Source organism: Actinomadura barringtoniae (assembly GCF_017573505.1).
Taxonomy (GTDB): domain Bacteria; phylum Actinomycetota; class Actinomycetes; order Streptosporangiales; family Streptosporangiaceae; genus Spirillospora; species Spirillospora barringtoniae.
The window spans coordinates 17,996-32,313 of the sequence record NZ_JAGEOJ010000038.1 but is presented as its reverse complement, the minus strand read 5'-3'; the positions used below and the strand labels follow the sequence as shown (position 1 = coordinate 32,313).

At 70.0% G+C, this 14,318-nt stretch carries 9 protein-coding genes; 4 read left to right on the top strand and 5 right to left on the bottom strand.

Annotated features, from left to right (window positions below; translation table 11 throughout):
* The first annotated feature begins 95 nt into the window (after window positions 1-95).
* Entirely contained in the window at window positions 96-1,295 is a 1,200-nt protein-coding gene (locus J4573_RS51255; protein WP_208263761.1) for a MarP family serine protease, read from the top strand.
* A gap of 332 nt (window positions 1,296-1,627) precedes the next feature.
* Here J4573_RS51255 and J4573_RS51250 read toward each other — a convergent pair whose 3' ends face one another.
* The 5 genes from J4573_RS51250 to acs all read right to left on the bottom strand — a co-directional run bounded on the left by J4573_RS51250 (window position 1,628) and on the right by acs (window position 7,376).
* Window positions 1,628-2,170 carry a DUF309 domain-containing protein gene (locus J4573_RS51250; RefSeq protein WP_208263760.1) on the bottom strand — a complete coding sequence of 181 codons (543 nt, stop codon included), beginning with the start codon at window positions 2,168-2,170 and terminating at the stop codon, window positions 1,628-1,630.
* Between the two features lie 24 nt (window positions 2,171-2,194).
* A complete protein-coding gene (locus tag J4573_RS51245; RefSeq protein WP_208263759.1) occupies window positions 2,195-3,121 on the bottom strand; it encodes an alpha/beta fold hydrolase in 927 nt (308 codons plus the stop codon).
* A 6-nt stretch (window positions 3,122-3,127) separates the two neighbouring features.
* The gene (locus J4573_RS51240) at window positions 3,128-3,589 is read right to left on the bottom strand and encodes a phage holin family protein (RefSeq protein ID WP_208263758.1); all 462 of its coding nucleotides are present in this window, start codon (window positions 3,587-3,589) and stop codon (window positions 3,128-3,130) included.
* 198 nt (window positions 3,590-3,787) lie between these two features.
* Window positions 3,788-5,032, bottom strand: coding sequence for a Na+/H+ antiporter NhaA (gene nhaA, locus J4573_RS51235; protein ID WP_208263757.1), 1,245 nt, complete (start codon window positions 5,030-5,032; stop codon window positions 3,788-3,790).
* A gap of 373 nt (window positions 5,033-5,405) precedes the next feature.
* On the bottom strand, window positions 5,406-7,376 hold the full coding sequence (acs, locus tag J4573_RS51230) for an acetate--CoA ligase (RefSeq protein WP_208263756.1): 1,971 nt from the start codon (window positions 7,374-7,376) through the stop codon (window positions 5,406-5,408).
* 544 nt (window positions 7,377-7,920) lie between these two features.
* Between acs and J4573_RS51225 the strand changes: the two genes are divergently transcribed.
* The 3 genes from J4573_RS51225 (at window position 7,921) to ssd (ending at window position 13,729) form a co-directional block, all read left to right on the top strand.
* Window positions 7,921-8,712: a Fic family protein gene (locus J4573_RS51225; protein ID WP_208263755.1), complete on the top strand. Its 792-nt coding sequence runs from the start codon at window positions 7,921-7,923 to the stop codon at window positions 8,710-8,712.
* Window positions 8,713-9,338: 626 nt separating this feature from the next.
* The gene (locus tag J4573_RS51220; RefSeq protein ID WP_208263754.1) at window positions 9,339-9,974 is read left to right on the top strand and encodes a pentapeptide repeat-containing protein; all 636 of its coding nucleotides are present in this window, start codon (window positions 9,339-9,341) and stop codon (window positions 9,972-9,974) included.
* A 2,675-nt stretch (window positions 9,975-12,649) separates the two neighbouring features.
* On the top strand, window positions 12,650-13,729 hold the full coding sequence (gene ssd / locus J4573_RS51215) for a septum site-determining protein Ssd (RefSeq protein ID WP_208263753.1): 1,080 nt from the start codon (window positions 12,650-12,652) through the stop codon (window positions 13,727-13,729).
* Window positions 13,730-14,318 lie beyond the last annotated feature (589 nt).

Sequence of the window (14,318 nt, the reverse complement as noted above, 5' to 3'; positions counted from 1 at the left end):
ACAAAGGCGCATCGCTCCCCACGGTTACGTGATGTCGCCGAATCTGGTCCACTGAGGGGACGTGAACACGGGTGTTCGCGCTATACGGTGAAGCGGTGCTTGGCGACCACCTTCTCGACCTGATCCTGCTTGTCCTCATCGTGCTGTTCGCGGTGTCGGGCTACCGGCAGGGCTTCATCGTGAGCCTGCTGAGCTTCGTCGGTTTCGTCGGCGGGGGCGTCGTGGGCGTCCTCATCGCGCCACCGATCGCCGAGGCGGCCGTGGAGGGCGCGGCGCAGCAGGCACTGCTGGCGATCGTGATCGCCTTCCTGTCGGCCACGCTCGGCCAGCTCATCGCGTCCTCGGCGGGCGCCGTGCTGCGCAACCGGGTGACGGGCCTGAACGCGCGCCAGGTCGACGCCGCGGGCGGCGCCGTGGTGAGCGCCCTGTCGCTGCTGATCGTGGCGTGGTTCTTCGGAACGCTGGTCGCGCACTCGGAGTTCAAGCCGGTCCGCACCCAGGTGAACGGGTCGTCGATCATCAAGGGCGTCAACGACGTGATGCCCGGCCAGGCGCAGACGTGGTTCTCCTCGTTCAAGGGCTTCGTCGCCAGCAGCAAGTTCCCGCAGGTCTTCAACGGCCTCGGTGGGGAGTCGGTCGCCGAGGTGCCGCCGCCGAACGACGCGATCCTCAACACGCCGGTGCTCAAGGACGCGGAGAAGAGCATCGTCAAGATCACCAGCACGGCGCCCCAGTGCCAGCGGCGGATCGAGGGCACCGGCTTCGTCTTCGCGCCCAACCACGTGATGACCAACGCCCACGTGGTCGCGGGCGCGCAGGGCGCGTCGACGGTCAAGAGCCTGACGCACCCCGAGGTGCGTGGCCGTGTCGTTCTGTACGACCCCAAGAAGGACATCGCCGTCCTGTACGTTCCGGACCTCCAGGCCAAGCCGCTGAGGTTCGCCGGCCCCGCCCGGGTCCAGGACGACGCGATCATCGCCGGTTTCCCGAAGGGCCACCCGTTCACCGCCCTGGCCGCTCGCGTCCGCGCCCGGCAGACCGCCACCGGCCTGGACATCTACCACTCAGGCAAGGTCAGCCGCGAGATCTACGCCATCCGCGGCGTGGTCGAGCCCGGCAACTCCGGTGGCCCGCTCCTGGCCAAGGACGGCTCGGTCTACGGCGTCATCTTCGCCGCCGCCCTGGACACCTCGACCCCCACCGGCTACGCCCTCACCTCCGAGGAAGTCGCCGTCGACGCCCGAGTCGGCCAGGACGCCACCATCCCCGTCTCCACCGACGGCTGCTCCGACTGACCAAGCGCTCGTCCCCCGCCTGTAGCGGCTCGCTTGCGGCGGCTGCAGGTGTGCCCGCCTGCGGGGGCCTGTCCTTGTGTGCCTGTGTCTGCCCGCCTGCGGGTGCCTGTGTCTGCCCGCTTGCGGGTGCGTGCGTGTGTCCGCCTGCGGGTGCGTGCGTGTGTCCGCTTGCGGCGGCTGTACCTGTGCGCTCCTGTGGCTGCTACGTCTGTGCGCGCCTGGGCGGTGGGTCGCTGCCGCCTGCGGGGTGTGGCTGTGCTTGAGCGCCTGTCGCACGCGTGCGCCTGGGACGGCTGTGCTTGTGCCCGCCCGTGCCTTGCCTGGCGGCGGTCTCAGCGGATGAGTCGGAGGCGGATGGCATCGCCCTGCTGAGCAGGGCTGTTCGTCAGGGATCGGGCTGTGGTGATGATGCCTTGGACGTCGATGTTGTGCGGTGGGGCGGTGGCGTAGGGCTCTAGGCGGTCGGCGGCTCGGGACAGGAGAGCTTGGGCGCCTCGGGTGTTGCCTCGGCGTAGGTGGGTGATGCCTACGGCCACTTGGGCCAGGCCTCGCCACAGTTCGCGTTCAGACTCGGGGGCGGCCTTCCATACGGCTTCCAGGACCTCGTGGGCGTGGAAGGGGCGGTCGGCGTCCAGGAGCCGCTGGGCCTCGATCAGGGCCTCGGCGGGCGGCAGGTCGAGATCGTCGGGCATGGTGGGCTCGCCGACGGAGCCGCGAGGGAGAGGGCGGCCGTACGCGTCGCGCGGGCGGGCGTTGCGGGCTCGGCCCGTCTCGTCGCGGTCGCGCCGCGACGTCTCGTTCCGCGGCTGGGCCTCGTTCGGCGCCTGCGCCTCGTTCTGCGCTTGGCTCTGCGCCGGGGTTTGATCGCGCGCCACGACTTCACGGTACGCGCCGTACGGTCAGCGCTCGGGTTCGGGGTCCTGCAGCCAGTTGATCAGCTGGGCGTCGAACGATCGCGGGCGTTCCTGGTGCGGGAAGTGCCCCGTTCCCTCGATGAGCTTCCATCGGTAGGGAGCGGCCACGTACCGCCCGGAGCCTTGCGCGCTCGCGGGCAGGATGCACGGGTCGAGCGCGCCGTGCAGTTGCAGCGTGGGCACCTGGATCGGCGTGCGCATGCGGCGCGCGTACCGGATGCCGTCCGGGCGCGGTTGCGAGCGGAACAGCCAGCGGTGGTACTCCAGCGCGCAGTGCGCGACGCCGGGGATCTGCACGGCCTTGCGTACGAGGCGTTCGGTGCGTTCGTCCGGCCAGCCGGGCCCCGACCACTCGTGCAGCAGCCGGCCGACCAGCGCCGCGTCGTCGCGTACCAGCCGCCGTTCGGGCCAGGCGGGCACCTGGAAGCCGAGCGTGTGCCGCGTCGCCCAGGTCTGCCCGCGTACGTCACCGCGCAGGGCCTGCCGGAGCCGCAGCGGATGGGGTGCGCTCACCACGCCCAGCCGCTGTACGACCTTCGGGTGGTAGACCGCCATCGTCCAGGCGAGGAGGCCGCCGAGGTCGTGGCCGATCACCACCGCGTTCGCCTCGCCCAGCGCCCGTACGAGCCCGGCCGCGTCGCTCGCGAGCGTGACCAGGTCGTAGCCGCGTGGCGGCTTGTCGCTGCCCCCGTACCCGCGCAGGTCGACTGCGGCCGCGCGGTAGCCCGCCGCGGCGAGCGAGACCAGCTGGTTGTGCCACGACCACCAGAACTCGGGGAAGCCGTGCAGCAGCAGGACCAGCGGCCCTTCGCCCATCTCCGCGACGTGGAAACGGGTCCCGCCGGCGCTCACCGCCCGGTGGGTCCAGGGTCCCTCGACCTCGATGGCCGAGAACGCGTCGCGCCCGGTCATCGTTCGTCAGTCCGTCAGCTCGCGCGCGTCCGGGCCGGCGACCGCGCGGTCCTCGTCACGGTCCTCGCCGCGCTTGCGCAGCATCGAGAAGTCCTCGCGCAACTGCCTGCGGCTGCGCTTGGCGCCGTCGATCTTCTTCATCCGCAGGTAGCCGATGCCGATCAGTACCAGCGCGAGCAGCGCGTACACACCGGAGACGATGAGGAACGCCGCCCAGTGCCAGATCCCCATCGCGACCAGCCCGTACGCCAGCGCGATCGACAGCAGGATCACGATCATCCCGGCGCACAGCCCGGCGACGGCGAACATGGTGCTGCCCAGGGCGGCCTTCTTGGCGTCGTCCTTGAGCTCCAGCTTGGCCAGATCCATCTCGGACCTGATGAGGTTCGAGACGTTGCTGGAAGCCAGTGCGACCAGTTCACCGAGGGATTTGTCCTCGATGCGTTCGCCCGGCAGTGCCTCGGTCATATCGCTTCTCCTTCCAGTGCCCCAGGGAACGGCGGGGGCCGCATCAGCCTGGCAGCCGGGCGGTCGGTCGTGCTACTCGGCATGCGTCACCCCGGCACCGCACCCGTACCGCCGCTCGCGCGGGGCGTCACGTGGGCGTCCACGCGGGTGCCCGCGAAGGCGCCTGCACGAGGCGTCCACGTGGGAGTCACGTGGGCGTCAACCCGTGGCGGCGACTTCGCCGTCGGTACGTGCGCGCTGCCGGACCCGGTGCCGGAAGACCATGCTGGCGGCCACCGACGCGATGAGGCTCGCGATCAGGACCGCTGTTGTCACTCTCTCGAATTGTTCCGGGTCGGGGTAGGCCAAACCGCCGATCAGCAGCGAAACCGTGAAGCCGACACCGGCCAGCAACGCCACACCCGCGATCTCCCGCCAGTGCAGCTCCTCTCCGAGAGTGGCCAGGCCGAACCGTACGGCCGTCCACGCCCCGCCGAAGACGCCGACGAATTTACCGATCACCAGTCCGGCGATCACACCGAGGGCCACCCGGTCGTGGAAGACGGCGTTCAGCGCGGGCCCGCTGAGCGCCACGCCGGCCGACAGGAACGCGAACAGCGGCACGCACACGCCCGCGACGAACGGGCGGAGCTGATGGTCGGCCTGCTCGGCGTTGGTGGGGCGTTCGTCCGGGGTCTCGGTCGGGTTCGTGAGCATGCCGAGCGCGACGCCCGCGACGGTCGCGTGAACGCCGCTGCGCTGCATGAAATACCAGGCGGCGACCGCCAGCGGCACGTACACCCAGGGCGAACGGAACCCCTTGGCCTGCAGCACCCCGTACAGCGCGACGAGCAGGACCGAGATCACGAGCGGCAGGAAGGCGAGCTTGTCGGTGTAGAAGATCGCGATGATCGTGATGGCGATCAGGTCGTCCACCACGGCGAGCGTCAGCAGGAACGCGCGCAGCGGCGCCGGGCACTGCGAGAACGTGACGGCCAGCACCGCCAGCGCGAACGCGATGTCGGTCGCCGTCGGCACCGCCCACCCTCGCGCCGCCCCGCCCGTTCCGGAACTGACCGCGAGGAACAGCAACGCGGGCATGGCGACGCCCGCGAACGCCGCGATCACGGGCAGCGCCGCATCTCGCGGATTGCGCAGCTCGCCGTGCGTGAGCTCTTCGCGCAGCTCGACGCCGGCGATGAAGAAGAAGACCGCGAGCAGCCCGCCGGACGCCCAGTGCTGCAGGTCCATGTGGTCCAGGCCAAGCCACGACGGGCTCAGCTCGTACTTCTGCAGCTTCGTATAAGCCGACGCCCACGGCGTGTTCGCCCAGACCAGCGCCGCGACCGTGGCCGCCAGCATGATGACGCCGCCGATCGTCTCGGTGCGCAACGCCTCCGTCAGATTGCGGCTGTACCTGACGGTCGGCCTGAACGGCCACATGGCGGCGACACGACGCGGCATTGATCCCCCGAGCGGTGAGCGGACGGACTGGCTCGAGCGCCGTGCCCGTCCCCGCCATAAGCCGGAACGGAACGGCCCCCGCCGACCAGACTTCCCGGCACACCTGCTGATCAACGTACCCGAGAAGATCACCCCTCAAGCCCGCCCACCAGCCCAGACCGCCCCGCAGGGCCGGGCTGCATGCACGCCGAGGGCCCCGGGCCCGCAGCATGGCGGCCGCGTGGGTGCCGAACGCCCTGGGCCCGCGTGAGTGCCGAACGCCCCGGGGCCGTATGCATAGCGGACGCCCCGGGCCCGTTGTCGGGCGCCGGGGCGTCGGGGTGCCGTCGTGTCGGCGGGTCGTGGGATTTCGGCCGACGTCGTGGGTCCTTGGTCAGTCCTCGGACTTGGCGCTGGGGAGCTTCTCGGAGATCAGGTCCATGACCGTGCTGTCGGCGAGGGTGGTGACGTCGCCGATGCTGCGGTTCTCGGCCACGTCGCGGAGCAGGCGCCGCATGATCTTGCCGGACCGGGTCTTCGGGAGCTCCGGAACGATCATGATCTGGCGGGGCTTGGCGATCGGGCCGAGCGTCTTGGACACGTGGTCGCGCAGCTCCTTCAGGAAGTCCTCGCCCTCGACCTCCTCGCCGGCGCTGCCGCGCGGGATGACGAACGCGACGATCGCCTGGCCGGTGACCGGGTCGGTCGCGCCGACCACGGCGGACTCGGCGACCTTCGGGTGTGAGACCAGCGCCGACTCCACCTCGGTCGTCGAGATGTTGTGGCCGGACACCAGCATCACGTCGTCCACCCGGCCGAGCAGCCAGATGTCGCCGTCGTCGTCCTTCTTGGCGCCGTCACCGGCGAAGTAGAGCCCGTCGAAGCGCGACCAGTACGTCTTCACGTACCGCTCGTCGTCGCCCCAGATGGTGCGCAGCATCGACGGCCACGGCTCGGGGAGCACAAGGAAGCCGCCCCCGCCGTTCGGCACGGACTGCGCCTGGTCGTCCACCACATCCGCGACGATGCCCGGCAGCGGCTTCATGGCCGCGCCCGGCTTTCCGGACGTCACGCCCGGCAGCGGGCTGATCATGATGGCGCCCGTCTCGGTCTGCCACCAGGTGTCCACGACCGGCGTCTTGTTGGCGCCGATGTGCTCGCGGTACCAGACGTAGGCCTCGGGGTTGATGGGCTCGCCGACGCTGCCCAGCACGCGCAGCGACGACAGGTCGTGCTGCGCGGGGATGTCGTCGCCCCACTTCATGAACGTGCGGATCGCGGTCGGTGCGGTGTAGAAGATCGAGACCTTGTACTTCTCGATGATCTCCCACCAGCGGCCGCGGTGCGGCGTGTCGGGCGTCCCCTCGTACATCACGCTGGTCGCACCGTTCGCGAGCGGGCCGTACACGATGTAGGAGTGCCCGGTCACCCAGCCGATGTCGGCCGAGCACCAGTAGACGTCGGTCTCCGGCTTGAGGTCGAACACCGCGTGGTGGGTGTAGGCGACCTGCGTGAGGTAGCCGCCGGTCGTGTGCAGGATGCCCTTCGGCTTACCCGTCGTACCGGAGGTGTAGAGGATGTAGAGCGGGTGCTCGGAGTCCATCGGCTCGGCGGTGTGCTGGTCGCTCTGCCGGTCCACGACGTCGTGCCACCACACGTCGCGGTCGGTGTCGGCTGTCTCCTGCCCCGTTCGCCGAACGACCAGGACGTTCTCCACGCTCGGAGTCTGGGCGACGGCCTCGTCGACGGTCGGCTTCAGCGCCGACGGCTTGCCGCGCCGGTAGCCGCCGTCCGCCGTGATGACCAGCTTGGCCTGGGCGTCGTCGATCCGGGTGCGAAGAGCCTCCGACGAGAACCCGCCGAACACCACCGAGTGCGTCGCGCCGATGCGGGCACACGCCAGCATCGAGATCGGGAGTTCGGGGATCATCGGCATGTAGATCGCGACCCGGTCGCCCTTGCGGACACCGAGTTCGAGCAGCGCGTTCGCCGCCTTGTTGACCTGGCTCTGCAGCTCGGCGTACGAGATCGTCCGGGTGTCGCCCTCGGGCTCGCCCTCCCAGTGGAAGGCGACCTTGGCGCCGCGCCCGGCCTCGACGTGCCGGTCCACGCAGTTGTACGCGACGTTCAGCTCGCCGCCGATGAACCACTTGGCGAACGGCGGGTTGCTCCAGTCGAGCGTCTGGTCCCACCGCTTGGCCCAGGTCAGCCGGTCCGCCTGCCGTTCCCAGAACCCGAGCCGATCCGCCGCCGCCTCGTCGTACGCGGCCGCCGTGACATTGGCGTCCGCCGCGAGCTCCGCGGGCGGGGCGAAGCGCCGCGTCTCCTGCAGCAGGTTCGAAAGTGTCTCTTGATTCTGGCTCAACGCGTACTCCTTGCTAGCGAAAGAGGGAGGCGCCCGGTGAGCCCACTTCACCAGGGAAGTGTCCCCGCTCACAAGTCCTCCCCCATGAGCGCGGATCAAGGCTCACCAGCTCCCCGGCCCCCGGCGGATGCTCAGTGATGCCCGCCACAGCCGGACCTGCACATTCTCGTCCTAACAAATCAATGTCCGCTAACCACCGGATCAACCCTCCGCCCCTCTGCCCGTCGGCCTGTCCCCCTCCGCCTCCGGCCTGTCCGCCCGTCCGGTCCCTCTGCCCATCAGGCCCCTCTGCCCATCAGGTCCCCAGCCCTCTGAACGCGGGGCCAGCCTTACCCGGCCAAGCGCAGCCGACGCCGGAGGGACGCGATGCGGGAGGGGCCGGATGTCGGGGGCGCGGGATGCCCGGGGGCCACCAGCCGGGATCCAGATGCCCTGGGAGGCGGAAGCCCGGAGGGGGCAGGTACCGGGGCGCCGGAAGCCCGGAAGGGGGCTGAAGCGTGAGGGGCCTGCGGAGCCAGCATCGACGACCGCATAAGGTCGGCACGTGACCGATGCCCTCGCCCAAGTGGCCGCCCTGCCCGGAGTGGACGACGCCGTCGCCGACGCCCGCAAGGCGGTGGACCGGCTGCTGGGCCACCGGATCCTGCGTAGGCGCAGTGCCGAGGTGTCGACGGAGTCCGCACTGCGCGGCGCCCGTGCCTCAGCCGTACTGGAAGGCGCTTCGGTCACGCTGGATGAGCTCCGGAGCGGCGAGAGCCCAACCGACCCGGTCGTCCAGGGCGCACTGCGCGTCTCTGCCGAGTTGGGTTCGCTGGCCGAGACCTGGCGTCAGGCGCCAAGGCAGGTCTTGGCGCGCCTTCACGTACTCGCTGCCGCCGACGCCGTCGACGAGGCGGACCTGGGTCGCCCACGCGGCGAGGGAACGGTCGTCAAGGACATCCTCGGCCTGGGCGAGCCCCCTTCCCCTGCGGAAGTGGCAGGACGCCTGGACATGCTCAGCGGTCTCCTGACGTCGCAGACCAAGGCTCCGGCCCTAGTGGTAGCAGCAATCGTCCACGGCGAACTCCTCACGCTGAGGCCGTTCGGCTGGGGCGACGGCATCGTGGCCCGCGCCGCCCAACGCCTCACCTACGTGTCCCGCGGTCTCGACCCCAAGTCCTTGACCGCCCCCGAGGTCGGCCATGCCGAACTCCAGGACCAGTACGCGGAATCCCTGCGCGCCTACGCGTCCGGCACCCCCGAAGGCGTAGCCACCTGGATCCGCCACTGCGCCGATGCCGCCGCAGCCGCCGCCCGCGACTCCCAAGCAATCTGCGAAGCCTTCCTCCGAGGCTGACCCCCCAGGCCGCCCTGGCCGCCCTGCAGGCCCACGCCAAGCTGTAACCGCCATTCAGAGCCCAAGGCGACACACAGCCAGCCTCCGCCTCCGCCTCCGCCTCCGCCTCCGCCTCCGCCTCCGCCTCCGCCTCCGCCTCCGCCCCCAGCCTCTTGGCCGCCCAACGCCCGCGTTCTGAGGGCCGGCCAGGCATACGGCTCAGCGCGGCTGCCCCCACAGAGTCCAACGCGACACACAGCTGGCCTCTAGCCCTCAGCCTCTTGGCCGCCCAACGCCCGCGTTCTAATGGCCGGCCAGGCATACGGCTCAGCGTGAACGCCGCCCCAGCCAGCGCCACAGGCTCCGGGCGACAGATGCGGGCTTGAACGGTCAAAGACGCGTTCTGCGTGACCAACCCAACACTGGCCTAGCGCCGCTGGGCCTTTGCGCGACTGACGCGAATGCCTCCGCGCATGAGTAGCCTGCGCCCTCGTTCACTAGCCCCTCCAAACGCCGGCCGCCGCATCAAGGCCGCGCAGCCGCGGGCGGGCGTGCCCTAGCCGACTGAGCGCTCCGCCACCGCGCGGTGGCGGTTGTGTCCGACCTCGCGGGTACGGTCGCCGATATGGGCGTTCTCGGAGGTAGGCATGGCTGACCGGCCGCACGGCGCTCCTGCTCCGCCCACCGATACCACCGTACGGTCCGAGAACTGGGACTCCCGCGACCTGACGGGCGAGGAACAGGCGAACGTCCTGCTCATCGACGTGGACATGACCGAGGCGCACGCGACGGGCGCGGTCTTCTCCGAATGCACGTTCCGGGGTGCACGGTTCAACGCCTCCACCTTCATCGACACGGCCTTTCTCAACTGCGCGTTCGTCCGGTGCGGCTTTTTCGACGCCACCTTCACGGGCTGCAAGTTCGTGGGCAGCATGTTCGACGGCTGCACGTACGATCTGATGAAGGTCAGCGGCGGCGACTGGTCGTTCACCGGTCTGCCCGGGGCGGACCTGCGGCGCGCCGCCTTCAGCGACGTACGTCTCCGGGAGGCGGACCTAACCGGCGCGCGCTGTGCCGGCGCGTCACTGCGTCGAGTCGACCTTTCCGGGGCAATGCTGCACAAGGCTGACCTTTCCGGCAGTGATCTGCGTGGCAGCGAGATCTCCTCGATCGACCCCTACACGGTCGAGCTCCGCAATGCCGTGATCGACCCGCTGCAGGCCGTCGTTCTCGCGACGTCTCTCGGCCTGGCCGTACGACCGGACGACGATCCAGCCACCTAACCGAGTGGCGACAACCTCCGCGCGATTCGGTGACGTCGGCTCGCAAGTCGGACATGCCGCGTTATGGGCCCCTACGGCCAATGCCCGTCCGGCGTGTCGATTCCGATTCGGCCTCAGACGTAGCGAACGGCGTCCCTATCACTAGGGGACGCCGTCGCCAGTCACGTCACACCGGGTTACCAAGCGTGCACCTCATATTCGTCGGAGCGGGTCAAGCCCGTCTCGACGCGCCTCCCGCGGCTGGTCGCGCGTGGGTGCCCGGCTGCCGTGCTCGGACACTTGGTCCGTAGAACCTGTCTACGCCTCATTCGCCCTGATGACAAGCCCCTATTCGTAAAAGCGACCACCCAAAGGCGACACCCGTACCCGTAACGACCAGTCATGCCGGCCCGCCGCCGGAGGCACTGACGACCATGGAACGCGCCATTCCCGGCCGTATCGGCGACTGTCCGGCAACTCCGTGATTCGATCACGGAGTGTGATCGATTCTTTTTGGTAGCCGATCTCGTACCGCGACGGAACGATCATTAGATGTGCTGTACGCTCCCACTTCCGGGCGGATCCTTACAGGCGGGATCATCGTCCCGGGCGGGGAAGGTGCCGCCTCCGAGGGCGGTTCGGTCCCGGGGGTAGGGATCACCACAACCAAGTGAGAAAAAACGTCACCCGTCAGGGCGACTTTGCCGCTCGACGGAAGTCTCGACGATCGGGCAGCATATGTTGTATCTGCCTAGACTGGGGACAACGACTTTGCTTCTCCTATAGATCAAACTTGCGTCTCGCATAGCGTGATCTCCCTCGAGGACTTTCTTGGAAAACGGGCCGGCTCTACCCCCCCGGAGCCGGACCGTTAGGCGACCCCCGCTCTCCCCCCCGGCGGGGGTCGCCCTATGCCTGGGGTAGCGGCACCGCCGCCCCCAAGGCCACGGGCGGTGGGCTGTGCCGAACAACCAGCCCACCGCCCAACGTCCCACCCCGCGCCCGCCGCGCAGCGTCACCAGCTCCTTGCCGCCATGCGCCAAACACCCACGTAGCGGGCCACACGCAGACTCCGTCGCAAAGCCAACACCCCTAACGCATCCCTCACTCCAGCCACCCCAAGAACCTCAGCGCACCCCAGCCGAAGCACCGCCATCAAGAGGTGCGTCTACCTACGCCGCCCACCGCGAGCGCGTCCGTCCACAGCACAAGCCCACAGGCACCAGCGCGCGGTCCCGACGCCGTCGTCTCCGCCACGGGCCCACTTCCACAACGCACCTCTGGCGCTCGAGCGTGAGTAGCGCCCGCTCTCGCGCTTGCCCTGCACCTGTGGACATCCCTCTGCGACCGACGCCCAGAGGAGCCTCCTCCACCATCGCCCAGTCCGGCCACGTGCCGTCCGGCCTCCGCCGTTCAGGCCCGCGCAGGCTGGCCCTACGGTCCGATCCTGCGCAGCCCAGCCCCAGCGTGGGCCAGTTCCATGCAAGCCAGCCCTGTGCTGTCCTGCGTCGCGCAGCCCAGCCCCGCGCGGCCCGGCTCCGCGCGACCCAGCCCCGCGCAGCCCAGCCCTGCGCAGCCCAGCCGTGCGCAGCCCAGCCGTGCGTGACCCAGCCCCGCGCAGCCCAGCCCTGCGCAGCCCAGCCGTGCGCAGCCCAGCCCTGCGCAGCCCAGCCCCGCGCGGGCCAGCCCTGCGCGGCCCAGCCCTGCGCGGCCCAGCCCCGCGCGGCCCGGCTCCGCGCGGCCCAGCCCTGCGCGGCCCAGCCCCGCGCGGCCCGGCTCCGCGCGGCCCAGCCCTGCGCGGCCCAGCCCCGCGCGGGCCAGCCCTGCGCGGGCCAGCCCTGCGCGGCCCAGCCCTGCGCGGCCCAGCCCTGCGCGGCCCAGCCCTGCGCTGTCCGGCGCCGCGCATTCCAGCGTCGCTAAGTTGGGCCATGCGCGGTCCAGCCCCGTTGCGCAGGCCAGCCCCGCGCCGTCCGGCGTCGCGCAGCCCCGGCGTCGCGCAGTTAATTCCCGCGCAGTCCCAGCCCTGCGCAGCCCAGCAGAGTGCAGTTCGACGGTGTGCAGTGCAGCGCCGCGTGCCGCCCCATCGACAGGCCGGCGCCGCACGGTTCAGCCCCGTGCGCGTTCAGCCCCGGAGCGGTTCAGCGCCGTGCAGTGCAGCGCCCGTGCAGTGCAGCGCCCGTGCAGTGCAGAGCCCGCGCAGGCCGGTCCCGCACAGCCCAGCGCCGCGCTGTTGAATCCCGCGCAGCGCAGTGCAGCGCAATCCAGCGTCGTGCATTCCACCCGTGCACAGTTCGATGGAGCGCAGTGCATTGGCGCGTGCCGTCCCGTCCACGGCTCAGCGCCGCGCGGTCCAATGCCGGACTGCCTTGCGCAGTCCCGCGGCGTGCAGTCCCGCCGCATGCAGCCCAGCGTTCATGCAGTCCGGTGCTGCATGTAGTCCCGCCCGCAGTGCAGTTCCACGTGTGGTCTCGCTCGCAATCACCCCGCTGGCGCCGCTCTCCACGCCGCCGTCATTGGCTCGTTCGGTCAAACGTGCAGGTCAGAGGCCTGTTCTTCAGGCGTCATCGCTCGTGCCAAGGCGAGGTAGGTGGCTCTCACCAGCCATTTCAAGAAGTTATCCACAGGTTGGGGAAGGTCTTCCAGATCCCGACCGCGGCGGCGCATGGTGGAGACCTCCGAACGCGAAGGAGGCCCCGATGGCCAGTGCGGCGATGATCGTGACCGCCGACCCCACCATTCAGGACGACCTGCTGCGGCTAGCAGCAGCGGCCAACGCCCAGGCCGAGGTCGCCCACCACCCCGACCAAGCACGCCCGTCCTGGCATAGTCCGCCCCTCGTCCTCGTGGGGACCGACTTAGCCGACGAGGTCGCCGCGGCAGAGCCACAGCGCCGCGCCGGCGTCGTCCTCGTCAGCAGGGAGAGTGAGACCGAGAACATCTACCGTCAAGCCGTCGAGATCGGGGCGCAGGATCTGGCCTTGCTGCCTCGCGACGAGGCCTGGCTGATCGACGCGCTCGCATCGGCGGCCGAACCAGTGGACGGCTTCGGCACCATGATCTGCGTTACCGGTGCCAGAGGGGGGTCCGGCACGAGCGTGTTCGCTGCAGGCTTGGCGCTGACTGCCGCACGCCAGGGCTTGCGAACGCTCCTGGTGGACGGCGATCCCCTTGGCGGTGGCCTCGACCTGGTCCTGGGGCTTGAGGAGTACGACGGCGCCCGCTGGCCTGATTTCGCCGAACGGCAAGGCAGGCTGAGCGCGGCCACTCTCCGCCAGGCGCTCCCACGTCTGGGAGATCTCTCCGTGCTCTCGTGGTCTCGCGAAGACCCGGTGCCCGTCGCGCCCGAAGCGATCCTGTCGCTTCTAGACGCCGCCGTACGCGGGTTCGCCCTGGTCGTCGTGGACGTACCGAGTCACCTGGGAGACATCGGTCGAACGGCGCTCAGGGCGTCCGACCTGACCCTCCTCCTCGTACCGGCCGAGGTCCGTGCGGCCGTCGCAGCCAACCTGCAGGCCGCAGCGCTTCGCCGCGAGACCTCCGAACTCCGCCTGATCGTGCGCGGTCCGTCTCCAGGCGGCCTGACTCCGAAAGTGATCGCCGAATCGCTGGCACTCCCGCCCAGCGGCACCTTCGAACGCGACCGACGTCTCCCCGCAGCCCTAGAGCAGGGTGACTTCCCCCGAGCCGCCCGACGAGGCTCCCTCACGGACCTCTGTTCGGCTCTCGTCGAAGAGCTTGACCTTCACACCTACGAGCCCCGAATGGAGGCGGCATGACCACCCACACCGCAACCCGATCCCCGGCAATGAACTCACTCGACCGAGCACACCGAACCAACACGGCAGCGCGCGTCACCCCCAAGAGCCCCCGAGACCTTGCTTCGAACGTCCGAACCATGCCCAAAGCCACTCGCCGAGGAGTGAGCTGGGTGGCTGCCCTCAACACGTATCGCATGCCAGACCAACCCAAGTCACCGCCCTGAGCCGCACCAGAAGCCTTACGCGGCCAAGACACGTCCCCGCCGCGCCTCCATTCCTGTCATCCAGGAGGCATTCAGCAACACCGCACTCCGTGCCCAACCCGTCGCTCAAACATCCAGCCGGTCACCTCGGTGCCACTCCGCCTGAACGGCATGCGGCCGCTGAGCTGAGCTGGGGACTGTAGGGACGAGACGGCAAGCGTCGCTGCCCGGCGCTCCGAAAGACAGCGCTGGGCAGCGACGTCCGTCCGTGCTGCCCGGGAGACACCTGCCGCCGCCTGGCAGAAGCACCCTGAACCAGAGACCAGCCTCGCTGTGCAGCGCGGCGCGGCGCACAGAGGCTGGAAACCGCAAGCAGAACCGAGAGTCCGCGCCCGCCAGGCCAG

Coding starts and splice junctions, on each gene's coding strand:
- J4573_RS51245 (WP_208263759.1), bottom strand. CDS start 3,121: ATGACCGGGCGCGACGCGTTCTCGGCCATCGAGGTCGAGGGACCCTGG.
- J4573_RS51240 (WP_208263758.1), bottom strand. CDS start 3,589: ATGACCGAGGCACTGCCGGGCGAACGCATCGAGGACAAATCCCTCGGT.
- nhaA (WP_208263757.1), bottom strand. CDS start 5,032: ATGCCGCGTCGTGTCGCCGCCATGTGGCCGTTCAGGCCGACCGTCAGG.
- J4573_RS51220 (WP_208263754.1), top strand. CDS start 9,339: ATGGCTGACCGGCCGCACGGCGCTCCTGCTCCGCCCACCGATACCACC.
- ssd (WP_208263753.1), top strand. CDS start 12,650: ATGGCCAGTGCGGCGATGATCGTGACCGCCGACCCCACCATTCAGGAC.